Genomic DNA, 23,593 nt, shown 5'->3' on the forward strand with positions numbered 1-23,593 from the left:
TCCGGCGATCACCCCGTCGTCGCTCATTCTGGTCTTCAGGCCTCGCGCCTCTTGCGGATCGTCGGGGGCCAACCGTCCAAAAAGCACGACCAAAGCGATTGCATGTCGTGCGACTCCTTCGTAGTGTATCGACAGCTTGACATCAATATGTAAATTCAAGCTGACACATCAGGCGCGAAGGGGAATGGAATGCCAACGACCCCGCTTCTGGACGGCATCGCCTCTCCTGCCGATCTGCGCCGCCTGTCACCATTCCAGCTGAAGCAGCTCGCCGACGAGCTGCGGGCCGAGACGATCGATGCGGTCTCCGTCACCGGCGGCCATCTCGGCGCCGGCCTCGGCGTCGTCGAACTGACGGTCGCGCTCCACCATCTCTTCGACACCCCGCGCGACACGCTGATCTGGGATGTCGGCCACCAGGCCTACCCCCACAAGATCCTGACCGGGCGGCGCGACCGTATTCGCACGCTGCGCCAGGGGGGCGGGCTCTCCGGCTTCACCAAGCGCGAGGAGAGCGAATACGACCCGTTCGGCGCGGCCCATACCTCGACCTCGATTTCGGCCGGGCTCGGCTTTGCCGTCGCACGCGACCTCAAGGGCGCGGACGGACATGTCGTGGCCGTGATCGGCGACGGCGCGATGTCGGCCGGCATGGCCTATGAGGCGATGAACAACGCCGGGGCGCTCGGCAAGAGGCTGATCGTCATCCTCAACGACAACGACATGTCGATCGCCCCGCCGGTGGGAGCGCTGTCGGCGCATCTGGCCAAGCTGCTCTCCGGCAAGACCTATCTCTCGCTGCGTGATCATGGCCGCCAGCTCACGCGGCGGCTGGGGCGCGGGCTCGATTCGAAGATCACCCGCGCCGTCGAGCATGCGCGCGGCTACCTCACCGGCGGCACGCTGTTCGACCAGCTCGGCTTCTACTATGTCGGGCCGATCGACGGCCACAATCTCGACCATCTCATTCCGGTGCTGCGCAATGTCCGCGACGCGCCGAACGGGCCGATCCTCGTCCATGTCGTGACGCAGAAGGGTAAGGGCTATGCCCCGGCCGAGGCGACGGCGGACAAGTACCATGCGGTGGTGAAGTTCGACGTCGCGACCGGGCAGCAGGAGAAGGCGCCGGCCGCCGCGCCCTCCTACACCAAGGTCTTTTCGCAGTCCCTGCTGCGCGAGGCGGCGCGCGACGACAAGATCATCGCCATCACCGCGGCCATGCCCTCGGGCACGGGGCTCGATGCCTTCGCGAAGGCGTATCCGTCCCGCTTCTTCGATGTCGGCATCGCCGAGCAGCATGCGGTGACCTTCGCGGCCGGGCTCGCCTGCGAGGGGCTCAAGCCGGTCTGCGCGATCTACTCGACCTTCCTGCAGCGCGCCTATGACCAGATCGTCCACGACGTCGCGCTGCAGAAGCTGCCGGTGCGCTTCGCGATCGACCGCGCCGGGCTGGTCGGCGCCGATGGCGCGACCCATGCGGGGGCCTTCGACACCGCCTATCTCGGCTGCCTGCCCGGCTTCGTGCTGATGGCGGCGGCCGACGAGGCCGACCTTGTCCATATGGTCGCCACCGCCTGCGCCCATGACGAGGGGCCGATCGCGCTGCGCTATCCGCGCGGGGACGGCGTCGGCCTCGCACTGCCGGATGTCGGTGTGCCCCTAGAGATCGGCCGCGGGCGGGTGCTGCGGGAGGGCACGCGGGTCGCCATTCTCTCCTATGGCACGCGGCTGGGCGAATGCCTCGCGGCGGCCGAGCGCCTCGACGCGATGGGGTTGTCCACCACCGTCGCCGATGCGCGCTTCGCCAAGCCGCTCGACCGGGCGCTGATCCGGCGCCTGGCGCAGCATCACGAGGCGCTGATCACGGTCGAGGAGGGCTCGGTCGGCGGCTTCGGTTCCTTCGTGCTGCATGCCCTGGCCGATGACGGGCTCTTCGAGGCCGGGCTGAAGATCAAGACGCTGACGCTGCCGGACCGCTTCCAGGACCAGGATACGCAGGCGCGGCTCTATGCGCAGGCCGGGCTCGATGCCGATGCGATCGTGGCGGTGGCGACAGGGCTCTGCCGACCGGCCGCGCGGCGGAGCGCCATGGCGGCCGCGGCAGGCCTGCGGCTGGTGCCGGGGCACGCCTCCGGCACCGTCCCGCTGCACGAGGCCTCGACATGAACGCCGTGACGCCCTTCAAGCGCCCGCTGACGGTGCTCCTGGCCAAGCCGCGCGGCTTCTGCGCCGGCGTGGTGCGGGCGGTCGAGATCGTCGAGCGCGCCATCGCGCAGACGGGCGCGCCGGTCTATGTCCGCCACGAGATCGTCCACAACACCCATGTCGTGGACGGCCTGCGCGCCCAGGGCGCCGTCTTCGTCGGCGAGGTCGACCAGATCCCGGCGGGCGCGACGACGATCTTCTCGGCCCATGGCGTGTCGCGCGGGGTCGAGGCGGCGGCGGCGGCGCGCGGTCTCGACGTGATCGACGCCACCTGCCCGCTCGTTCAGAAGGTCCACAATCAGGGCCGGCGCTATGCGCAGCTCGGCTACGACGTCGTGCTGATCGGCCATGAGGGGCATGCCGAGGTCGAGGGCACGCGCGGCCAGATCGACGGGCGGCTGCATGTCGTCGCCACGGCCGCCGAGGTGGCCTCGCTGGTCGTCGCCGATCCCGAGAAGGTTGCGTATATCAGCCAGACGACGCTGAGCGTGCAGGATACGCGCGAGGTCATCGCCGCGCTGACCGCGCGCTTCCCGGCGATCGTCGGCCCCGACATCCGCAACATCTGCTATGCGACCCAGAACCGGCAGGCGGCTGTGCAGGCGATGGCGCCGCATTGCGACCTCATCCTCGTCGTCGGCTCGCGCTCCTCCTCCAACACGACGCGGCTGCGCGAGGTCGGCGAGATCGCCGGCGTCGCGAGCCATCTGATCGAGGGGCCGGATGCGATCGATCCGGACTGGTTCGATTCAGTCGAGACCGTCGGCTTCACGGCGGGGGCCTCGGCGCCCGAGCGGCTGATCCAGGATGCGATCGACCGGCTGCGCGGCTTCCGCTCGGTCACGGTGCGGGATCTCGAGGGCGTCGACGAGGAGGTGGTGTTCCGCCTGCCGCCGCGGCTGGTCGAGGCGATGGCGTCCTGAAACGGGGAGAGACGGCGATGGACGGGCTCCTGGATCATGCGGATGTCGTCGGGCGCTCGTCCCGCGAGGAGCCGCAGCCTGTCGAGACGGAGCGGCCCTCCGGACCGGCGCGGGCCGTCGCAATCCGCAGAACGGCGCAGCGCGCCGCAGCCGCGACAGCGACCGCTTCCACCGATGGCCGTCCGCCGCCCTTCCCCTTCTCCGCCATCGTGGCGCAGGAGGAGATGAAGCGCGCCCTGCTGCTGGCGGCCATCGACCCGACCATTGGCGGCGTCCTGATCTTCGGCGATCGCGGCACCGGCAAGTCGACCGCCGTACGCGCGCTCGCCGCCCTGCTGCCGCCGATGCGCGCCGTGGTCGGCGATCCCTATCACCGGGCCCCGCAGCCGGGCCTGCGCGGCCAGAAAACCCATCTCGTGCCGGTGCCGGTGGTCGATCTGCCGCTGGGGGCGACGGAGGACCGTGTCGTCGGTGCGCTCGATCTGGAGAAGGCGCTGGTCAGCGGCGAAAAGGCCTTCCAGCCCGGGCTGCTGGCACGCGCTCATCGCGGGTTCCTGTACATCGACGAGGCCAATCTGTTGGAGGACCATCTCGTCGACGTGCTGCTCGATGTGGCGGCCTCGGGCGAAAACGTCGTCGAGCGCGAGGGGCTGAGCATCCGCCATCCGGCGCGCTTCGTCCTCGTCGGCAGCGGCAATCCCGAAGAGGGCGAGTTGCGCCCGCAACTGCTCGACCGGTTCGGCCTCTCCGTCGAGGTCGCGACGCCCGCCGATCTGCCCACCCGCATCGCGGTGGTGAAGCGCCGCGACGCCTATGACCGCGATGCGCATGGCTTCGCGGCGCAATGGCGGGCGGCCGATGCGGCGCTGGGGCGGAAACTCATAGCCGCCCGCAAGCGGCTGACCCTGGTCGAGACCTCCGATGCCGCGCTCGGCCGTGTCGCCGAACTCTGCCTGCATCTGGGCACCGATGGGCTGCGGGGCGAGCTGACGCTGATGCGGGCCGCGCGTGCCTTCGCCGCGTTGGAAGGCGACATGGCGATCGGCGACAGCCATATCCGCAGCGTCGCTCCGGTCGCGCTGCGTCACCGGCTGCGACGCAACCCGCTCGACGAGGCCGGCTCGACGGTGCGGATCGAGCGCGCTCTGGCCGAGGTGTTCGGGCCGTGAGCGCGGCCGGCGCCGGTGCGGAGCGTCCGGCGCTGTCGCCCTGGCGGCTGGCCGAGACGGCGGCCGCGCTTCTGGCGCTGGATGGTGCCGCGATCGGCGGGCTGACCTTGCGGGCACCGGCCGGGCCGGTGCGCGACGCGTTTCTTGAGCGGGTGGCAAGCCTGAGTGGGGATCGGCGGCTCCTGAAGATGCCGGCCGGCATCGGCGATGCGCGGCTGCTCGGCGGGCTCGATCTCGCGGCCACGCTGTCAGCGGGACGCCCCGTCGGCGAGCGCGGGCTGCTGGTGGAGGCCAATGGCGGGATCGTCGTGATCGCGATGGCCGAGCGCCTCGAGATCGGGACGGCAGCCCGCATCGCCGCCGTGCTCGATGCCGGTGCGGTCACCGTCGAGCGCGACGGGCTGGGTCTGACGCTGGCCAGCCGCTTCGGCGTGCTGGCGCTCGATGAAGGCCTCTCTGAGGAGGAGCGGCTTCCCACGGCGCTCGGCGACCGGCTCGCCCTGCGGATTGACCTGACGGCGCTGTCGCATCGCGACATCGAGGCCGAGGTCATTTCGCCTGCGGAGATCGCGGCTGCGCGCGCGCGTCCGACGGCTGCGATGGCCGACGACATGCTCGCCAGCCTGTGCGCGGCCGCCTTCGCGCTGGGGATCGACTCCTTCCGTGCGGCGCTTCAGGCGGTGACGGTGGCCCGGCTGAGCGCCGCCCTCGCCGGACGCGACACGGTAGCGGAGGCCGACGCGGCGCTGGCCGCTGCACTGGTGCTGGCGCCGCGCGCGACGCGACTTCCCGCCGTGCCGGAAGACGAACCGGATTCCCAGACGGATCGGCAGGATGATCCGCCCCCCGCGGATGACGAGACCGCTTCCGGCGAGGCGCCGCGCGATCTCGACGATCTCGTGCTGGCCGCCGCGCGTGCGGCCCTGCCGGCCGGGCTTCTCGCCCGGCTGCTCGCTTCCGGCGGACGGGTGAAGGCGCGTGCTCCCGGTCGGGCCGGGCAGATGCAGAAAGTGGCGCGGCGTGGCCGTGTCATCGGCTCGAAGGCGGGCGATCTGCGCGGTGCGGCGAAGCTCGATGTTGTCGAGACCCTGCGCGCGGCGGCCCCCTGGCAGAAGCTGCGGCGCTGCGAGGCGGCGATGGCGGGCCGCGAGGGGCTGATCGTTCGCCGCGGGGACTTCCGCGTCGCGCGTCACAAGCAGCGCAGCGAAACCGCGACACTGTTCGTCGTCGATGCCTCCGGCTCCTCGGCGCTGCAGCGGCTCGCCGAGGCGAAGGGCGCCGTCCGGCTGCTGCTGGCGGAGTGTTATGTGCGGCGTGACGAGGTGGCGCTGATCGCCTTCCGGCGCAGCGAAGCCGAGATCGTGCTGCCGCCGACACGTTCGCTGGTCGCGGCCGAGCGGGCCTTGTCGGGCCTGCCGGGTGGCGGCGCCACGCCGCTCGCCACCGCCATCGAGGCCGCCTCTGCGCTGGCCGACGCCGTGCGGCGCAAGGGACGCACCCCGGCGCTGGTCTTCATGACCGACGGCCGCGCCAATATCGACCGCGCCGGAAAGCAGGGGCGGGCTCAGGCGCAGGCCGACGCGCTGGCTGCCGCGCGGGGCCTGCGCGGCGAAGGCTTCAACGCGATCCTGATCGACACCTCGCCGCAGCCGCAGCCGCAGGCAGCCGAAATCGCGGCGGCGATGGGCGGGCTCTATGTGCCGCTGCCGCAGGCCGATGCGGCGGGCGTCGGCCGTGCCGTCGGCGCGGCGCTGGCGGCCGCGCGATGAGCGCGGCGCTGTCCTGGGCGAGCGAGGGGCGGGACTGGCCGAACCGCGCCGCCAGCCGCTTCGTCGCGGCCGGTGGCCTGTCCTGGCATGTGCAGGAGATGGGGCAGGGGCCGACGCTCCTGCTGCTGCACGGGACCGGTGCCTCGACTCATTCCTGGCGCGATCTGTTGCCGCTGCTGGCGCGCGATTTCCATGTCGTCGCGCCGGATTTGCCGGGCCACGGCTTCACCGAGGCGCCCGAGCGCGACCGGCTCTCGCTCCCGGCGATGGCGCGTTCGCTCGCCGCGCTGCTCGGCAAGCTCGGGGTCGAGCCGGAGGGTGTCGTCGGCCATTCCGCGGGCGCCGCCATTGCGATGCAGATGGTGCTGACCGGGGCCGTCGCACCCTCCTGCCTGATCAGCCTGAACGGTGCGCTGCTGCCGTTCAGGGGCGTGGCGTCCCAGCTCTTTCCGTCGGTCGCGCGGCTGCTCGTGCTCAACCCGCTGGTGCCGCGCTTCTTCGCCTGGCGGGCGGGGAGTGCCGATGCGGTGACGCAATTGCTGGAGGGCACTGGCTCGCGGCTCGATGCGCGCGGTCAGGAACTCTATCAGCGGCTGTTCTCCAACCGCGTCCATGTCGCCTCCACGCTGGGGATGATGGCGAACTGGGACCTCGAGACGCTGGGGCGGGGTTTTCCCCGCCTCGACCTGCCGGTGCTGCTGGTCGTCGGCGCCGGCGACCGGGCGGTGCCGCCCGCCGATGCGCGCGAGGTCGCGCGGCGCCTGCCCCAAGCGCGCATCGAGACGGTGCCGGGCGCGGGCCATCTCGTCCATGAGGAAAAGCCGGCGGAGATCGCGGCGCTGATCGGCGCCGAGATGCTGCGCCACAGGGAGGCGGTCGCGTCATGCTGAGCGAGCTTCATCCGCCGAGCCTGGGGGCCGGCACCCGCCAGCCCGAGGCCGACCGTCGGCCCCATGCCGTGGTGATCGGCTCCGGCTTCGGCGGGCTCGCAGCCGCCATCCGGCTCGGCGCGCGGGGCTACCGCGTCACAGTGCTGGAATCGCTCGATCAGCCCGGCGGCCGGGCGCGCGTGTTCCGGCAGGACGGTTTCACCTTCGATGCCGGGCCGACGATCGTCACCGCGCCCCATCTCTTCGAAGAGCTCTGGGCGCTGTGCGGGCGGCGGATGGAGGACGATGTCAGGCTGACCGCGCTCGATCCCTTCTACCGGCTGATCTTCGCGGACGGCTCGAGCCTCGACTGCTGCGGCGACGAAACGAAGATGCGCGCGCGGATCGCCGCCTTCGCGCCCGGCGATTCCGCCGGCTACGAGGCCTTCATGCGCGATGCCGAGGCGATCTACGGGGTCGGTTTCGAGCAGCTCGCGGATGTGCCCTTCGGCACGCTCGTCGATATGCTGAAGGCCCTTCCCGCGATGGCGCGGCTGCGGGCCGACCGCAGCGTCTATGGTCTCGCCGCACGCCATGTCCGCGACGAGCGGCTGCGGACGGCGCTGAGCTTCCACCCGCTTTTCATCGGCGGGAATCCCTTCGCGACGACGGCGATCTACGCGCTGGTGATCCATCTCGAGCGCAAGTTCGGCGTTCATTTCGCGCAAGGCGGAACGGGGGCTCTCGTCGCGGGGCTGGTAAAGCTGCTGGAGGGCCAGGGGGCGACGCTGCGCTACGGCGCGGAGGTGGCGGAGATCACCGTGGCCCACGGTGCCGCGACCGGGGTCCGGCTGGCGGATGGTCAGGCGATCGCCGCCGATGTCGTCGTCTCCAATGCCGATGCCGCCTATACCTACGGCACGCTGCTGAAGGCGCAGCCGCGCCAGCGCTGGAGCGATGCGAAGCTCAAGCGGGCGCGCTATTCGATGTCGGTCGTGGTCTGGTATTTCGGCACGCGCCGCCGCTACGACAGCGTTCCCCATCACAGCATCCTGTTCGGCCCGCGCTATCGCGGGCTGGTCGATGACATCTTCGAGCGGAAGGTGCTGTCTCAGGATTTCAGCCTCTATCTGCATCGTCCGACGGCGACCGACCCCACCCTCGCGCCCGAAGGCTGCGACGCCTTCTATGCGCTCGTGCCGGTGCCCAATCTCCAGAGCGGCACCGACTGGGCGACGGAGGTCGAGCCTTTCCGGGCCCGCATCCAGCAACGGCTCGAGGCGACCCTGCTGCCGGGGCTCGGCGACAGCCTCGTCAGCTCGCGGCTGATGACGCCGCCCGATTTCCGCGACGAACTGCTCTCGGTCCATGGCGCGGCCTTCGGGCTGGAGCCGCGGCTGCTGCAGAGCGCCTGGTTCCGGCCGCACAACCGCAGCGAGGAGGTCGACCGGCTCTATCTGGTCGGCGCGGGGACCCATCCCGGCGCCGGGCTGCCCGGCGTCCTCTCCTCTGCAGCCATTCTCGATACGGTGGTGCCTCATGCGACCCGACTGGTCTGATCCGCGTCTTGCGGGCCCCTCGGCGGAGGATTTCGCCGCCTGCGACGGCATGCTCCGCGACGGCTCGAAATCCTTCCGGGCGGCGGCGCTTTTGCTGCCGCGGGCGATCCGGCGGCCGGCGACGGCGCTCTACGCCTTCTGCCGGCTGGCGGACGATGCGATCGACGAAGGTCCGGGCGATGCGGCGACGGTGGCGCGGCTGGAGCGGCGGGTCGAGAGAGCCTATGCGGCACGCCCTATCGACCATCCGGTCGACCGCGCCTTCGCCGAGACCGTGCGCAGGTTCGGCGTGCCGCGCAGCGTCGTGATGGCGCTGATCGAGGGGCTCTCCTGGGACGCGCAGGGCAAGCGCTACGAGACGCTGGACGAGCTCTGCGGCTATGCGGCGCGCGTCGCCGGCTCGGTCGGCGTGATGATGGCGGTTCTGATGGAGCGGCGCTCGGCCGATGTGCTGGCGCGGGCGGCGGATCTCGGGGTGGCCATGCAGCTCAGCAACGTCGCCCGCGATGTCGGCACCGATGCGGCGATGGGGCGGATCTATCTGCCGCTCGCCTGGCTGCGCGAGGCGGGGATCGACCCCGAGGCCTTCCTGGCCCGGCCGCAATTCACGCCGGCGCTCGCCTCCGTCGTCGTGCGTCTGCTGGCGGAGGCGGAGCGGCTCTATGCGCGTGCCGATGCGGGGATTGCGGCTTTGCCGGCTGGCTGTCGCCCCGGCATCCGGGCGGCGCGGGCGATCTATGCCGAGATCGGGCATGAGGTGGCGCGGCGCGGGCATGACAGTGTCTCGCAGCGCGCTGTCGTGCCGGCGCGGCGCAAGCTCGTGCTGCTTGCAGGCGCGCTCGTCACCGGCTCGGGGGCGGACAATCTGGCCGCGCCTGCGCTGCCGGGCACGGCCTATCTGGTCGCGTCGGCTGCAATGTCGCAGGCGGCGCGCCCGGCCTTGCGCGGTGCGCCTCCGGCATGGTGGAATCTGGTCGGCCGGGCGACGGCGGTGATCGAGATGTTCGAGCGTCTCGGCCGGGTCGAGCGCTCCGTCGTCAGGGGGCCGTGAGGGAGGGTTCGTCCGATGTCGTCCAGTGCGCTGATCATCGCCGAGATGGTCCTGACGCTCGGGCTGTGCCTCGGCTTCGGCTTCTACCAGCTCTGGGACCTGCGCCGCGAGAAGGCCAAGGACGCCGCCAAGGCGGCGGAGGCCGCGCGAGCGGGCGCCGAGCCGGCGGTCAAGACCTCCGCGGCATCCTGAAGGGCAGCATCGCCTGCACGACCGGATTTGCGAAGCGGTCGAGCGACAGGCTTTCATGCATGGCCGTGACGCTCTCGCCCGCGAGCGAGGTCTTCACCAGCGAGCGCGCATAGAAGGGCGTGTCCTCCAGCGTCTCGACCAGTACGGCCGGCCGGCCACGATCGCTGCGGGTTTCGCGGGCGATCCGCCAGCCGCTCCCGGGGAGGGCGGCGACTGGGCCCGGCTGGATGGGGGTCGCGCTGCCGGCGCCGTCGAAGCGCCAGCCGAGATCGAAGACCGAGCCGTCCCGGCGCGTGCCGCCATAAAGAACGGCGGCGCCGTTGACTGTTGCGGCCCGCGACCAGTGCCAGCTCCGGAAACCGTCGGCGAGCGGCGCATCGCCCTGGTTCATGTCGAGATAACCCGGCCCGTTCCAGCTCAGATCGGGCTCGCTCAGGTCGACCTCGACCCGCGAGAGCGGGGCGACCGGCCACCAGCGATGGGCGCCATCCGGGTTCAGCGTCACGACATGGTCGGTGATCGCCTGCGGCGTGACGCGGACCGTGCCGCGGACGCGGCGGGGCACCGGCAGCGGCATGCCGATCTCGTCGATCGCGATGGTCAGCGACGACCCATCCCAATGCAGGGCGCTGGGGCCGATAAGGAAGCGCTCAGGCGCGACATCGACATGACGCCGGCCGCGCTCGGTCATGGTCCAGCGCCGGGCGCCGGGGCCGTAGAGACCGACATTCAGCGCGCAATGATCCAGCGGGTCGGGCCGTCCGCGCCGCCGCGCCCAGGCGTAATAGGGCGAGAAGACGCTGCCGACGAAGGCGATGATGCTGAGCCCGTAGCGGCCGTCGTCGCTCAGCGCGTCGACATACCACCAGGCATAGCCGCCGGACGGGACCGGGATGTCGAAGCGAGGTCCGCCATGAGGCTCTGCACGGCCAGCAGGCCCGAGAGCGCCACCATCGGGACGCCCGGCCCCGGATGGACGCTGCCGCCCGTCCAGTAGAGCCCCGGCAGGCGGCTGCGCGAGCCCGGCCTCTCGAAGCTCGCCATCGCGCCATGGGTCGAGCGGCCATAGAGACCGCCCCCCGTCGCGGGAAACAGCGCCTCCCAATCCGCCGGCTGGGTCGCCAGCGTCGCTTCCGGCTGGGGGGAGACCGCCAGCCCGCATTGCGCCAGCCGCGCGAGGCTCCTGTGCAGGCATGACTCGATCTCCTCTGGCGGGAAGCGGGCACGGTCGCCGCACGGCGGGGCGTTGACGAGGACGAGCAGGCGCTCGGGGCCGTCCGGCCCATGGCCGGACTCGTCGCGATCCTGCGCGCAGACATAGACGGTGGGCTCGCCGGGCAGCCGGTCCTGGCGGAAAATCGCCTCGAACTCGGCGGCGTAGTCGTTCGAGAAGAAGACGTTGTGCCGCTGCAGCGGGAAGCCGGAGCTGCGCGCGACCATGGCGAAGGTGACCGCCGAGAGCGAGCGCTGCGTTGGCCGCGTCGGCGGCGCGTGGCGGCTCGCCTCGCGGCCGAAGCGGCCGATGGCGATGGCGTTCACATCGGCATTGCTGACGATCGCGTCGGCCTGCAGGACCTCTCCTCCGGCGAGGCGGACGCTGGCGGCGCGACCGCCTTCGACGAGGATCTCGCTGACGGCCTCGCCATAGCGCAGCGTTGCGCCCTTCGCCTCGGCGAGCGCGGCCAGGGTGCGTGCGAGCCGGTGCATCCCGCCCTCGACCAGCCAGACGCCCTCCTGCTCGACATGGGCGACCAGCATCAGCGTCGCGGGCGCCGCGAAGGGGGAGGAGCCGCAATAGGTGGCGTAGCGGCCGAAAAGCTGGCGCAGGCGCGGATCCTGAAAGCTGTTTCCGAGCGCGTCCCAGAGCGTGCCGAAGGGGCTCGCGCCCCAGAGCTGGCGCAGGCCGGCGATCCCGGCATGCTGCACCAGCCCGAGCAGGCTCGGCCGCTCGCGTGCCATGAAGCTGTCCTTCAGCGCATCGTGCAGGCCGCGCGCCTGGTCGCAGAAGGCGAGGTAGTTGCGCCCCTCGGCGGGGCCGGCAAAGGCGGCGATCGCATCGGCCGAGGCCGCGCGGTCGGCGAAGAGATCGAGCCGCTCGTTCTCGCTCCAGGCGTGGCGGGCGAGGATCGAAGCCGGGGTCAGGGTGAGGTGATCGTCGAGCTGCGCGCCAGCCTCAGTGAAGACGCGGTCGAAGACCCAGCGCATCGTCATCACGGTCGGGCCGGCATCGAGCCTGCGTCCGCCGACGGCCACTTCGCGCATCTTGCCGCCGGGGGTCGCCGCCTGGTCGACCACGGTGACGTCAAGGCCGCGTGCGGCGAGCAGCAGGGCCGAGACCAGCCCGCCGATCCCCGCGCCGATGACGACGATGCGTCCCGTGTCCACTGGCTCTCCGCGTGCCCGTTGACTTCACTGCGAAACTGTCCACTCTTATTGACACATAGAATGTCAGTTTGAAAGAACGCTCATTCGGAGGGTCGCATGGATACCGGGACACGGATCGAACAGACCCTCGAGGCGGCGCTGGCCGCGGGGCATCGTCAGAACTGCCCCCCGCTGCTGGCCCAGGCGATGCGCCATGCCGTGTTTCCCGGCGGGGCGCGCATCCGCCCGCGGCTAACGCTGGCCGTGGCGCGGGCCTGCGAGGATGCCGATCCCGCCATGGCCAGTGCGGCGGCAGTGGCGATCGAGTTCCTGCATTGCGCCTCGCTCGTCCATGACGACCTGCCCTGTTTCGACGATGCCGACATGCGGCGCGGGAAGCCCTCGCTGCACAAGGCCTATGGCGAGCCGCTGGCGGTGCTGGCGGGCGACGCGCTAATCGTGCTCGCCTTCGAGACGCTGGCCGAGGCGCCGGCCCGTCGGCCGCAGAGCCTCGGCACGGTGCTGCGGGTCGTCGGCGGCGCCGTCGGCAGCCGCGGCGGGATCGTGGCCGGGCAGGCCTGGGAATCGGAACCCGCGATCGACTGCGCGCTCTATCACCAGGCCAAGACCGGGGCGCTGTTTGCCGGAGCCACCATGGCCGGCGCGGCGGCGGCGGGCGTTGCGCATCAGGACTGGCGCGGTCTGGGCGAAAAGCTCGGCGAGGCCTTCCAGGTCGCCGACGACATCCGCGACGTCGCCGCGACGCCGCAGGAACTGGGCAAGCCCTGCGGGCAGGATGCCGCGCATCTGCGCCCGAACTATGCGCTGGCCCATGGGCTCGGCCCGGCGATCGCGCATCTCGATGCGCTGGTGCTGGAGGCGATCGCCGCCATCCCTGACTGTCCGGGCCGGCAGGATCTCGGCACGCTGATCGGCCTGACGGCCAAGAGCTTCCTGCCCGAGAGCCTGCAGCGCCGCGCGGCCTGACCGTGCCCCCGGCCTTGGTCCCAGCCGCCGGGCCTGTCGCGGAACCGGCCCGGCCGGTCTCGCTGGCCGACCGGTTGGCGGGATGGCGCAACCGGCTGGTGGCGAGCCCGCGCTTCCAGCGCTTCGCCGCCTCTTTTCCGCTGACCAGGCCGATCGCGCAGCGGCAGTCGCAGGCGCTGTTCGATCTCTGCGCCGGCTTCGTCTACGCGCAGGTGCTGCAGGCCTGCATCCAGCTCGACCTGTTCCGCATCCTCAACGAGGCGCCCCGCAGCGCCGCCGAACTGGCACCCCGGCTCTCGCTGACCGAGGCCGCGACCGAGCGTCTGCTCGGCGCCGCGGCCGCGCTCGACCTGGTCGAGCGGCGCAGCGGCGGACGCTACGGGCTCGCCATGCTGGGGGCCGCGCTGCTCGGCAATCCCGGCGTCGGCGCCATGATCGCGCATCACCGGCTGCTCTATGACGATCTCGCCGACCCGCTCGCGCTGCTGCGGGGCGAGAACGGGCCCACCGCGCTGTCGGGCTACTGGGCCTATGCGACGGCCGAGCGGCCGGCGGCCGCGCCTCCCGCAGACGTCGCGGCCTATAGCGCGCTGATGGCGCAGTCCCAGCATTTCGTCGCCGACGACATCCTCGCGGCCTATGACTTCTCGCAGCATCGCCGGATCCTCGATGTCGGCGGCGGGGAGGGGGCCTTCCTCTGCCGCGTCGCCGCCCAGGCTGCGGCGCCGGCGCTGATGCTGTTCGACCTGCCGGCGGTGGCCGAGCGGGCGCGGCTGCGCTTCGCGGCGGAGGGACTCTCGCTGCGCGCCGAAGTTGCCGGAGGCGACATGCACCGCGAATCGCTGCCGGGAGGCGCCGATCTCGCGACGCTGGTCCGCGTGCTGCACGACCATGACGACGCGGCGGTGCGTGCGCTGTTGCGGCGGGTGCGCGCCGCCCTCGCGCCGGGCGGAACGCTGCTGATCGCCGAACCGATGGCGGGCTCGCCCGCGACCCGGCGCATGGCGGAGGCCTATTTCGCCTTCTATCTGCTCGCCATGGGTAGCGGCCGCGCCCGCAGCCCCGCGGAACTGACGGTTTTCCTCCGGGAGGCCGGCTTCAGCGACATCCGCTCGCTGCGCACGCGGCGGCCACTGCTGACCGGCGGCCTGACCGCCCGCGCCGCCTGACACAGTATGTGTAATTTAAGATTGACACATGACCTTGTTCCGCTAGCTTGACACTCAGGTGACGGAGCCCGGCCAGGCGGCTGGCTCCCCGACCTCGAAAGTGCTCCCGATGCATGCGCTGGCAGTCCTCGTCGAAAGGCCCGAGCATCTGGTTCTCAGCCAACTGGAACTGGTTGCGCCCGCGGATGGCGATGTCGTCGTCGCGACCGCCTGGAGCGGCATTTCGACCGGCACCGAACGCCTGCTCTGGTCGGGCCGCATGCCGCCCTTTCCGGGCATGGGCTATCCGCTGGTGCCGGGCTATGAATCGGTCGGCCGCGTCGTCGAGGCGGGCCAGTCCTCCGGGCGCAGCGTCGGCGAGCTCGTCTTCGTGCCCGGCTCGCGCGGCTTCAAGGACGCGCGCGGCCTGTTCGGCGGCGCTTCCTCCCATCTCGTCGTGGCGGGCGCCAAGGCCGTACCCATTCCCGAGACACTGGGACCGTCAGGCGTGCTGCTGGCGCTCGCGGCCACGGCCCAGCATGCGCTGGCCGGCGGCACCCTTCCCGAGTTGATCATCGGCCATGGCGTGCTCGGACGGCTGCTCGCCCGGCTCGTTCTCGCCCATGGCGGCCAACCGGTCGTCTGGGAAAGCAACCCGCTGCGGGCGACGCCGGCGCAAGGCTACACGGTCGTCTCCGCCGAGGCGGATGCCCGCAAGGACTATCGCGTGATCTGCGACGTCAGCGGCGACGCCTCGCTGCTGGACACGCTGATCGCAAGGCTGGCGCCGCAGGGCGAGATCGTGCTGGCGGGCTTCTACGACCAGCCGATCGCCTTTTCCTTCCCGCCCGCCTTCATGCGCGAGGCGCGGCTGCGCGTCGCCGCCGAATGGCGCCAGACCGACCTCGACATCGTCATGACGCTGATTGCCGACGGACGGCTCTCGCTGGACGGGCTCATCACCCACAGCGCCCCGGCGAACGATGCGCCGGCCGCCTATCGCACCGCTTTCAGCGATCCGTCCTGCCTCAAGATGATCCTGGACTGGAGTGCCTGCTCGTGAACATCCAGATCCGAAATCCCGTCCCGTCGCCCGCCGCCGCCATGGCCGCCCGCCTGCGCGACGAGGCCGCCCAGCCGCAGGACGCGGTCGTCACGACCGGCCCGACCAAGGACACGCAGATCATCGCGATCTACGGCAAGGGCGGCATCGGCAAGTCGTTCACCCTGGCCAATCTCAGCTACATGATGGCCCAGCAGGGCAAGAAGGTCCTGCTGATCGGCTGCGATCCGAAATCCGACACCACCTCGCTGCTCTTCGGCGGCAAGGCCTGCCCGACGATCATCGAGACCTCCTCGCGCAAGAAGGCGGCGGGCGAGGAGGTGAAGATCGGCGATGTCTGCTTCAAGCGCGACGGCGTCTACGCGATGGAGCTCGGCGGGCCGGAGGTCGGCCGCGGCTGCGGCGGGCGAGGCATCATCCACGGCTTCGAACTGCTGGAGAAGCTCGGCTTCCACGACTGGGGCTTCGACTTCGTGTTGCTCGACTTCCTCGGCGACGTGGTCTGCGGCGGCTTCGGCCTGCCGATCGCCCGCGACATGTGCCAGAAGGTCATCGTCGTCGGCTCCAACGATCTGCAGAGCCTCTACGTCGCCAACAATGTCTGCTCGGCGGTGGAGTATTTCCGCAAGCTCGGCGGCAATGTCGGCGTCGCTGGCATGGTCATCAACAAGGATGACGGTACCGGCGAGGCCCAGGCCTTCTGCGACAAGGTCGGGATTCCGGTGCTCGCCGCCATCCCCGCCCATGATGACATCCGCAAGAAGAGCGCCAATTACGAGATCATCGGCCGGCCGGGCGATGTCTGGGCGCCGCTGTTCGAGGAACTGGGACTGAACGTCTCCGAGGCGCCGCCGGTGCGGCCGGCGCCGCTGACGCAGGACGCGCTGCTGGGCCTGTTCTCCAGCGAAAGCACCGGCCGCGACGTCGTGCTGGTTCCCGCCACGCTGGAAGACATGTGCGGCCCCTCCGCCCTCAAGAAGGCGACCCTCGAAGTCGTCTACGACCAGGTCTGAGGCGCATCATGACCGTGCATCAGCCCCTGCCCGACGCCGCCTCCGCCCCCGCGATCAACGCGGCGGCGACGACAGGCGACGGGCTGGGCTGCCATTCCGGCCAGGAGGCGATGCGCAGCGCCGCCACCGCGGCCGGCAACGCCGAAATGCTGGAGCGCTTCGCGAAGGATTATCCGGTCGGGCCGCACGACAAGCCGCAGAGCATGTGCCCGGCCTTCGGTTCGTTGCGTGTGGGCCTGCGCATGCGGCGCACCGCGACGGTGCTGTCGGGCTCGGCCTGCTGCGTCTACGGGCTGACCTTCACCTCGCATTTCTACGGCGCGCGGCGCTCGGTCGGCTATGTGCCGTTTAACTCCGAGACGCTGGTCACGGGCAAGCTGTTCGAGGACATCCGCGAGGCGGTGTTCCTGCTGGCCGATCCCGCGCTCTACGACACCATCGTCGTCACGAATCTCTGCGTGCCCTCGGCCTCGGGCGTGCCGCTGCGGCTCCTGCCCAAGGAGATCAACGGCGTCCGCATCATCGGGATCGACGTGCCGGGCTTCGGCGTGCCGACCCATGCCGAGGCCAAGGACGTGCTGGCGGGCGCCATGCTGGCTTATGCTCGCAAGGAGGCCGAGGCCGGCCCGGTCCAGGCGCCGCGCGCCGGGCGCGAGGAGCGCCCGACGGTGACCCTGCTCGGCGAGATGTTTCCGGCCGACCCCGTCGGCATCGGCATGATGCTGGAGCCGCTGGGGCTGGCGGCCGGCCCGGTCGTGCCGACGCGGGAGTGGCGCGAGCTCTATGCCGCGCTCGACTGCGCGGTCGTCGCGGCGATCCACCCCTTCTACACGGCTTCCATCCGCGAGTTCGAAGCGGCGGGGCGCAGCATCGTCGGCTCCGGCCCGGTCGGCGTCGAGGGCACGGTCGCCTGGCTTTCGGCGATCGGCGCGGCCTGCGGCGTGGCCAAGCCCCTGGTCGAGGCGGCGCAGAACCGGCTCGTCCCGGCGATCCGTGGCGCGCTCTCGGCGATGCCGATCAGCGGCCGGATCACGCTCTCGGGCTATGAGGGGTCGGAGCTTCTGGTGGCGCGGCTGCTCGTCGAGAGCGGCGCCGATCTGCGCTATGTCGGCACCGCCTGCCCGCGCACGCCCTGGTCGGAGCCCGACCGCGAGTGGCTGGCGGCACGCGGCGTGATGGTCAATTTCCGTGCGACGCTCGAGCAGGATCTGGCGGCGATGGCCGAGTTCCAGCCGGACCTCGCGATCGGCACCACGCCGGTTGTGCAGAAGGCCAAGCAGCTCGGCATCCCCTCGCTCTACTTCACCAACCTGATCTCGGCGCGGCCGCTCTTCGGGCCCGCCGGCGCGGGTTCGCTCGCCCAGGTCGTCAACGCGGCCATCGGCAACAAGGGCCGCATGGACGCGATGAAGGCCTTCTTCGCCGGGGTCGGCGAGGGCGACACCGCCGGCACCTGGCAGGACACGCCGCAGCTGCATCCCGATTTCCGCGAGAAGTTCGCCCGCCGCGCCGCCAAGGCGAAGGCGGCGGCCGAGGAGATTCCGTGATGCTGATCCAGGATCACGACAGGGCCGGGGGCTATTGGGGCGCGGTCTACGTCTTCTGCGCCATCAAGGGCCTGCAGGTCGTCATCGACGGCCCGGTCGGCTGCGAGAACCTGCCGGTGACCTCGGTGCTGCATTACACCGACGCGCTGCCGCCGCACGAACTGCCGATCGTTACGACCGGTCTCGGCGAAGAGGAACTCGGCCAGCACGGCACGGAAGGCGCAATGAAGCGCGCCAATGCGGTGCTCGATCCGCATCTGCCGAGCGTGGTCGTCACCGGCTCGATCGCCGAGATGATCGGCGGCGGCGTGACGCCGGAAGGCACCAACATCCAGCGCTTCCTGCCGCGCACGATCGACGAGGACCAGTGGCAATGCGCCGACCGCGCGCTGTTCTGGCTCTGGGGCGAATACGGCGCCAAGCGCGGCATCGTTCCCAAGGCCAAGCCCCGCAAGGAGGGCGCGAAGCCCAAGGTCAACATCATCGGCCCGGCCTATGGCATGTTCAACATGCCCTCCGACCTCGCCGAGGTGCGCCGCCTGATCGAGGGCATCGGCGCCGAGGTCCACATGACCTTCCCGCTCGGCTCGCATCTCGCGCAGGTGCAGCGCCTGGCCGATGCCGAGGTCAATGTCTGCCTCTATCGCGAATATGGCCGGCTGCTCTGCGAGGCGCTCGAGCGGCCCTATCTGCAGGCGCCGATCGGGCTGCATTCGACCACCGCCTTCCTGCGCTCGCTGGGCGAGCTGCTCGGGCTCGACCCCGAGCCCTTCATCGAGCGCGAGAAGCACACGACGATCAAGCCGCTCTGGGACCTCTGGCGCTCGGTGACGCAGGACTTCTTCGGCACGGCTTCCTTCGCCATCGTCGCCAACGAGACCTATGCGCGCGGAATCCGCCACTTCCTCGAGACCGAGATGGGGCTGCCCTGCACCTTCTCGGCCTCGCGCTGCGCGGGCCAGAAATCCGACAACGACGCGGTGCGCGCCTCGCTCAAGGAGAAGCCGCCGCTCGTGCTGTTCGGCTCGTTCAACGAGCGCATGTACATGGCCGAGGCCGGCGGGCGCGGGATCTACATTCCCGCCTCCTTCCCCGGCGCGGTGATCCGCCGGCACACCGGCACGCCGTTCATGGGCTATGCGGGCGCGACCTACCTGGTCCAGGAGGTCTGCAACGCGCTGTTCGACGCGCTCTTCCACATCCTGCCGCTGGGCACGCAGATGGACGCCGTCGAGGCGACGCCCGCGCGCCTGCACCGCGAGCTGCCCTGGTCGGAAGAGGCCAAAGCCCTGCTCGAGGACTGCCTGGAGCGGCAGCCGGTGCTGGTGCGGATCTCCGCCGCCAAGCGCCTGCGCGATGCCGCCGAGGCCCGCGCCCGGCAGGCCGGCGCCGCCCGCGTCCAGGCCGACCATCTCGATCGTGTCGCCAGTCGCGAAGGAGCCTTCGCATGAGCGCACCGAGCCAGCATCGACGGCGAGACGGCCGCAGCAGAACCGTTCCCGAGGGGAGGAGAGACGCATGACCATGCAGTTCACCGCGCGCCATTCGGAGCAGGATCATCTGCGCCGGGTGAAGTCGCTGGCCTCCGACCGGCGCATGTGCCGGCGCCTGACCACCCTGTCGATGCCCTTCTTCCTCGCCGCCGCGCTGGCGCAGAGGGTGCTGCGCCCCGCTCCCGCCGGCCCCCGGATTTCGCTGGTCGCCGAGGCGCGCGCCCAGGCCAACGCCACCATTCCCTTCATGTTCATGGGCTGAGGCCAGGACGCGAGGGGGCACGCGCTTTCGCCCGGGTTTCGGGCGGAAGGAACTGCCGGGGGTCGAAGCCCGGCAGCCAGCCGCACGGCTTCGTGCGGTAACGGCCGCAAGGCCAAAGGAGAGAAGATCATGACAGAGAGAGACTCACTGTCAGGGTTGACCGAAGCGGAAGCCAAGGAATTCCACGGCTTCTTCATCACGAGCTTCATCGCCTTCACGGTCATCGCCGTGATCGCGCATTTCCTGGTCTGGTCATGGCGGCCCTGGCTGCCCGGACCCAACGGATATGCGTCCCTCGATGAAGGCGTGAAGACGGCCCTGACCACCGCCGTTTCGCTGATTTCATAAGAAAGGAGCGGAACCATGTGGAAAATCTGGCTGCTGTTCGATCCGCGTCGCACGCTGATCGCGCTGTTCACCTTCCTCTTCGGGCTCGCGATCCTGATCCACTTCATCCTGCTCTCTACGAACAGGTTCAACTGGATCGAAGGCCCGCGGAAGGCCGCCGCCGTTCTGCAGATCGAGGCTCCGACCTCGGATGTGACGATCTCGCGGATCGGCTGACGACACTGGTGGACGGGGTACGGGATTCGTCCCGGTCCCGTCTGCCGCTCCGACCGGCCCCTGCCGGGACCACACCGTTCAGACGAGGCGCGGCCCTGAATGCCGGCGCCCGCGGAGGGATGCGACGATGGCTCTGCTCAATTTCGAACGCAAATACCGCGTCAGAGGCGGCACGCTGATCGGAGGCGATCTCTTCGACTTCTGGGTCGGCCCCTTCTATGTCGGCTTTTTCGGCGTCGCGACGGTGTTCTTCGCGGCGCTGGGCACGGCGCTGGTGTTCTACGGCGCGGCGATCGGGCCGACCTGGAACCCCTGGCTGATCTCGATCAACCCGCCCTCGCCGGAATACGGGCTACGCTTCGCGCCGCTCAAGGAAGGCGGGCTCTGGCAGATCATCACGATCTGCGCGACCGGCTCCTTCGTCTCCTGGGCGCTGCGCGAGGTCGAAATCTGCCGCAAGCTCGGCATGGGCTATCACGTGCCCGTGGCCTTCGGCTTCGCGATCCTGGCCTATGTGACGCTGGTGATCATCCGGCCCTTCCTGCTCGGCTCCTGGGCCTATGGCTTTCCCTACGGGATCTTCAGCCATCTCGAATGGGTCTCGAATGTCGGGTACCAGTATCTCCAGTTCCACTACAACCCGGCGCATATGATCGCGGTGAGCTTCTTCTTCACCAGCGCGCTGGCGCTGTCGCTGCATGGCGGCCTGATCCTCTCGGCCACGAATCCCAAGCGCGGCGAGCCGGTGAAGACGCCGGAGCACGAGAACAGCTTCTTCCGCGACACGATCGGCTATTCGATCGGCACGCTCGGCATCCACCGTCTCGGTCTCTTCCTGGCGGTCTCGGCCTCCTTCTGGAGCGCGGTCTGCATCGTCATCAGCGGGCCCTACTGGAGCGAGGGCTGGGCCGAATGGTGGGACCTGTCGCGCCACTTCTCGATCTGGCGCTGAACCCGCCTCACGACGCCTGGCCGCGGCGCGCCGCGGCCTCCTCATCCCGGTTCTTCAAGGATCAAGGCGATGGCCACCTACCAGAACATCTTCACCCGGGTTCAGATCCATGGCGCACCGGATCTCGGCGTGCCGATCCCGAGCCGTGGGTCCCGCCGCGGGACGGCGACCCGCGTCGTGCATCTATTCGGCATGATCGGCGACGCGCAGGTCGGCCCGATCTATCTGGGCTGGACCGGCGTCACCTCGATCGTCTGCGGCATCATCGCCTTCGAGATCATCGGGCTCAACATGCTGGCCTCGGTGAACTGGGATCCGATCCGCTTCGTGCGCGAGCTGTTCTGGCTCCAGCTCGCGCCGCCGCTGCCGCAGCACGGGCTGACCATCCTGCCGCCGCTGAAGGAGGGCGGCTGGTGGCTGCTCGCCGGCTTCTTCCTGACGACCTCCATTCTGCTCTGGTGGGTGCGAACCTATAACCGGGCGCGGGCGCTCGGCATGGGAACGCATGTCGCATGGGCCTTCGCCTCGGCGATCTGGCTCTATCTCGTGCTCGGCTTCATCCGGCCGCTGCTGATGGGGAGCTGGAGCGAGGCGGTACCCTTCGGCATCTTCCCGCATCTCGACTGGACGCAGAATTTCTCGCTGCGCTACGGCAACCTCTTCTACAATCCCTTCCACGCGCTCTCGATCGCCTTCCTCTACGGTTCGGCGCTGCTCTTCGCGATGCATGGCGCGACGATCCTGGCGGTCTCGCGCTATGGCGGCGACCGCGAGATCGAGCAGATCGTCGACCGCGGCACGGCCTCGGAGCGCGCCGCCCTGTTCTGGCGCTGGACGATGGGCTTCAACGCCACGATGGAGTCGATCCATCGCTGGGCCTGGTGGTTCGCGGTGCTCTGCACGCTGACCGGCGGCATCGGCATCCTGCTCAGCGGCACGGCGGTCGACAACTGGTACGAATGGGCGATCAAGCACAAATTCGCCCCGAGCGATCCGACGATGTGGCCGGCGACGCCGGTTCCCCCCGCGCGGCCCTGAGCACGCCGCGCGATCCTCGACCGCGAACGAGCGGACGATCCCTGGGAGGCCGGCGACGGCCTCCCTTTTTCATGCCGCCAGGGCGTCGGCCGAGGGTTGCTTGCAGCCTGCGCAGGACGCCGAAGGGGACCTTCCCAACGGAAAAGGCCGGGCGCTGGGCCCGGCCTTGTCGTGTCCGCAGCGGGAGATCCGTTTCAGGCGGCGCGGCGCAGCCCCACCTGGCCCCAGATCGCCGCCAGCGCGCCGACCAGCGCCTCGATGTCGGCGTCGGCGTGCAGCGGCGACGGCGTGATCCGCAGCCGCTCGGTGCCGCGCGGCACAGTCGGGTAGTTGATCGGCTGGACGTAGATGTCGAAGCGCTCGAGCAGCTCGTCACTGATGCGCTTGCACAGCACGGGATCGCCGACCATCACCGGGACGATGTGGCTGGGGTTCGGCATGTGCGGGATGCCGGCGGCGTCGAGCCGGGCCCGCACGGCGGCGACGCGATCCTGCTGGCCGGCGCGCTCGGTCTGGCTCGCCTTGAGGTGACGCACCGAGGCGAGCGCCCCGGCGGCGAGCGCCGGCGGCAGCGAGGTCGAGAAGATGAAGCCCGAGGCGAAGCTGCGGATGAAATCGCAGGTCGCGGCGCTGGCGGCGATGTATCCGCCCATGATGCCGAAGCCCTTGGCCAGCGTGCCCTCGATCACGTCGAGCCGGTGGCTCAGGCCCTCGCGCTCGGTGACGCCGCCGCCGCGCGGCCCGTAGAGGCCGACCGCATGGACCTCGTCGATATAGGTCATGGCGCCGAATTCCTCGGCGAGATCGCAGAACGCCGCGATCGGGGCGATGTCGCCATCCATCGAGTAGACGGATTCGAAGGCGAGCAGTTTCGGCCGGCGCGGATCGATGGCCTGGAGCTTGCGGCGCAGATCGTCGGGATCGTTATGGGCGAAGACGACCTTGTCGGCCCGCGAATGGCGGATGCCCTCGATCATCGAGGCGTGGTTGAGCGCGTCGGTGACGACGACGCAGCCCGGGATCCGGGAGGCCAGGGTCGAGAGCGAGGCCCAGTTCGACATGTAGCCGGAGTTGAACAGGAGCGCGGCTTCCTTGCCGTGCAGCTCGGCGAGCTCGCGCTCGAGCAGCACATGGTAGTGGTTGGTGCCGCTGATGTTGCGCGTGCCGCCGGCGCCGGCGCCGCAGCCGTCGATCGCGCCATGCATCGCAGCGAGCACGTCGGGGTTCTGGCCCATGCCGAGATAATCGTTGGAGCACCAGACCGTGACGTCGCGCGGTCCCTCCGTGCCATGGAAAGTGGCGCGGGGAAACTGCCCGGCCTTGCGCTCCAGATCGGCGAAGACGCGGTACCGGCCTTCCTTGTGGAGCCCGTCGAGTTCCTGGCGGAAGAACATCTCGTAATCCATCGGCGGCCTCCAGATGCGC

Annotated in this window: 22 protein-coding genes; 19 read left to right on the forward strand and 3 right to left on the reverse strand. The window is 70.3% G+C overall.

Features of this window, described 5'->3' with window-relative positions:
- Positions 1-189 precede the first annotated feature (189 nt).
- Genes dxs through AX750_RS26210 form a run of 8 tightly spaced genes read left to right on the forward strand, consistent with a single transcriptional unit; the run spans position 190 to position 9,737 of the window.
- On the forward strand, positions 190-2,166 hold the full coding sequence (gene dxs / locus AX750_RS17360) for a 1-deoxy-D-xylulose-5-phosphate synthase (protein ID WP_082735143.1): 1,977 nt from the start codon (positions 190-192) through the stop codon (positions 2,164-2,166).
- On the forward strand, positions 2,163-3,128 hold the full coding sequence (gene ispH / locus AX750_RS17365) for a 4-hydroxy-3-methylbut-2-enyl diphosphate reductase (protein ID WP_066721558.1): 966 nt from the start codon (positions 2,163-2,165) through the stop codon (positions 3,126-3,128). The genes dxs and ispH overlap by 4 nt, the downstream gene beginning before the upstream one ends.
- 17 nt (positions 3,129-3,145) lie before the next feature.
- On the forward strand, positions 3,146-4,297 hold the full coding sequence (bchI, locus tag AX750_RS17370; protein WP_082735142.1) for a magnesium chelatase ATPase subunit I: 1,152 nt from the start codon (positions 3,146-3,148) through the stop codon (positions 4,295-4,297).
- Positions 4,294-6,066: a magnesium chelatase subunit D gene (locus tag AX750_RS17375; protein ID WP_066720209.1), complete on the forward strand. Its 1,773-nt coding sequence runs from the start codon at positions 4,294-4,296 to the stop codon at positions 6,064-6,066. Before bchI ends, AX750_RS17375 begins: the two co-directional genes overlap by 4 nt.
- Positions 6,063-6,956 carry an alpha/beta fold hydrolase BchO gene (bchO, locus tag AX750_RS17380; protein WP_066734783.1) on the forward strand — a complete coding sequence of 298 codons (894 nt, stop codon included), beginning with the start codon at positions 6,063-6,065 and terminating at the stop codon, positions 6,954-6,956. Before AX750_RS17375 ends, bchO begins: the two co-directional genes overlap by 4 nt.
- Positions 6,950-8,494, forward strand: a complete 1,545-nt coding sequence (locus tag AX750_RS17385) for a phytoene desaturase (protein ID WP_066718827.1) — start codon at positions 6,950-6,952, stop codon at positions 8,492-8,494. The genes bchO and AX750_RS17385 overlap by 7 nt, the downstream gene beginning before the upstream one ends.
- The gene (locus AX750_RS17390) at positions 8,475-9,545 is read left to right on the forward strand and encodes a phytoene/squalene synthase family protein (RefSeq protein ID WP_066718830.1); all 1,071 of its coding nucleotides are present in this window, start codon (positions 8,475-8,477) and stop codon (positions 9,543-9,545) included. Before AX750_RS17385 ends, AX750_RS17390 begins: the two co-directional genes overlap by 20 nt.
- 15 nt (positions 9,546-9,560) lie before the next feature.
- Positions 9,561-9,737 (forward strand): hypothetical protein, encoded by a 177-nt coding sequence (locus AX750_RS26210; RefSeq protein ID WP_156446480.1) that lies wholly within the window; start codon positions 9,561-9,563, stop codon positions 9,735-9,737.
- Here the strand turns inward: AX750_RS26210 and AX750_RS17395 are convergent.
- Positions 9,715-10,428 carry a hydratase gene (locus AX750_RS17395; RefSeq protein ID WP_068075177.1) on the reverse strand — a complete coding sequence of 238 codons (714 nt, stop codon included), beginning with the start codon at positions 10,426-10,428 and terminating at the stop codon, positions 9,715-9,717. The two genes, AX750_RS26210 and AX750_RS17395, sit on opposite strands and share 23 nt — an antisense overlap.
- Positions 10,429-10,583: 155 nt before the next feature.
- Positions 10,584-12,122 carry a 1-hydroxycarotenoid 3,4-desaturase CrtD gene (crtD, locus tag AX750_RS17400; RefSeq protein ID WP_066726473.1) on the reverse strand — a complete coding sequence of 513 codons (1,539 nt, stop codon included), beginning with the start codon at positions 12,120-12,122 and terminating at the stop codon, positions 10,584-10,586.
- A gap of 96 nt (positions 12,123-12,218) precedes the next feature.
- On the opposite strand from crtD, the gene AX750_RS17405 reads away from it, so the two are divergent.
- The 11 genes from AX750_RS17405 to pufM all read left to right on the forward strand — a co-directional run bounded on the left by AX750_RS17405 (position 12,219) and on the right by pufM (position 22,168).
- On the forward strand, positions 12,219-13,088 hold the full coding sequence (locus AX750_RS17405) for a polyprenyl synthetase family protein (protein ID WP_066726471.1): 870 nt from the start codon (positions 12,219-12,221) through the stop codon (positions 13,086-13,088).
- Between the two features lie 14 nt (positions 13,089-13,102).
- Positions 13,103-14,257, forward strand: a complete 1,155-nt coding sequence (locus AX750_RS17410; RefSeq protein WP_348626288.1) for a methyltransferase — start codon at positions 13,103-13,105, stop codon at positions 14,255-14,257.
- Between the two features lie 109 nt (positions 14,258-14,366).
- On the forward strand, positions 14,367-15,299 hold the full coding sequence (gene bchC / locus AX750_RS17415; RefSeq protein WP_066726467.1) for a chlorophyll synthesis pathway protein BchC: 933 nt from the start codon (positions 14,367-14,369) through the stop codon (positions 15,297-15,299).
- A 41-nt stretch (positions 15,300-15,340) separates the two neighbouring features.
- A complete protein-coding gene (locus AX750_RS17420; RefSeq protein WP_066726476.1) occupies positions 15,341-16,312 on the forward strand; it encodes a chlorophyllide a reductase iron protein subunit X in 972 nt (323 codons plus the stop codon).
- 8 nt (positions 16,313-16,320) lie between these two features.
- Positions 16,321-17,859, forward strand: coding sequence for a chlorophyllide a reductase subunit Y (bchY, locus tag AX750_RS17425; protein ID WP_066726464.1), 1,539 nt, complete (start codon positions 16,321-16,323; stop codon positions 17,857-17,859).
- Positions 17,859-19,310: a chlorophyllide a reductase subunit Z gene (gene bchZ, locus AX750_RS17430; protein WP_066726461.1), complete on the forward strand. Its 1,452-nt coding sequence runs from the start codon at positions 17,859-17,861 to the stop codon at positions 19,308-19,310. The genes bchY and bchZ overlap by 1 nt, the downstream gene beginning before the upstream one ends.
- A gap of 67 nt (positions 19,311-19,377) precedes the next feature.
- Entirely contained in the window at positions 19,378-19,614 is a 237-nt protein-coding gene (locus tag AX750_RS17435; protein WP_066726456.1) for a hypothetical protein, read from the forward strand.
- Between the two features lie 129 nt (positions 19,615-19,743).
- Positions 19,744-19,962 (forward strand): light-harvesting antenna LH1, beta subunit, encoded by a 219-nt coding sequence (pufB, locus tag AX750_RS17440; protein WP_066726453.1) that lies wholly within the window; start codon positions 19,744-19,746, stop codon positions 19,960-19,962.
- 15 nt (positions 19,963-19,977) lie between these two features.
- Positions 19,978-20,178, forward strand: coding sequence for a light-harvesting antenna LH1, alpha subunit (gene pufA, locus AX750_RS17445; RefSeq protein WP_066726450.1), 201 nt, complete (start codon positions 19,978-19,980; stop codon positions 20,176-20,178).
- 127 nt (positions 20,179-20,305) lie between these two features.
- Positions 20,306-21,130: a photosynthetic reaction center subunit L gene (gene pufL, locus AX750_RS17450; protein WP_066726447.1), complete on the forward strand. Its 825-nt coding sequence runs from the start codon at positions 20,306-20,308 to the stop codon at positions 21,128-21,130.
- A gap of 69 nt (positions 21,131-21,199) precedes the next feature.
- Positions 21,200-22,168 (forward strand): photosynthetic reaction center subunit M, encoded by a 969-nt coding sequence (pufM, locus tag AX750_RS17455; RefSeq protein WP_066726445.1) that lies wholly within the window; start codon positions 21,200-21,202, stop codon positions 22,166-22,168.
- A gap of 194 nt (positions 22,169-22,362) precedes the next feature.
- Here the strand turns inward: pufM and hemA are convergent, their stop codons facing one another.
- Positions 22,363-23,574, reverse strand: a complete 1,212-nt coding sequence (gene hemA, locus AX750_RS17460) for a 5-aminolevulinate synthase (RefSeq protein WP_066726436.1) — start codon at positions 23,572-23,574, stop codon at positions 22,363-22,365.
- Between the last annotated feature and the right edge of the window lie 19 nt (positions 23,575-23,593).

This window comes from Methylobacterium sp. CCH7-A2 (genome assembly GCF_001557075.1).
GTDB lineage: Bacteria > Pseudomonadota > Alphaproteobacteria > Rhizobiales > Beijerinckiaceae > Allobosea > Allobosea massiliensis.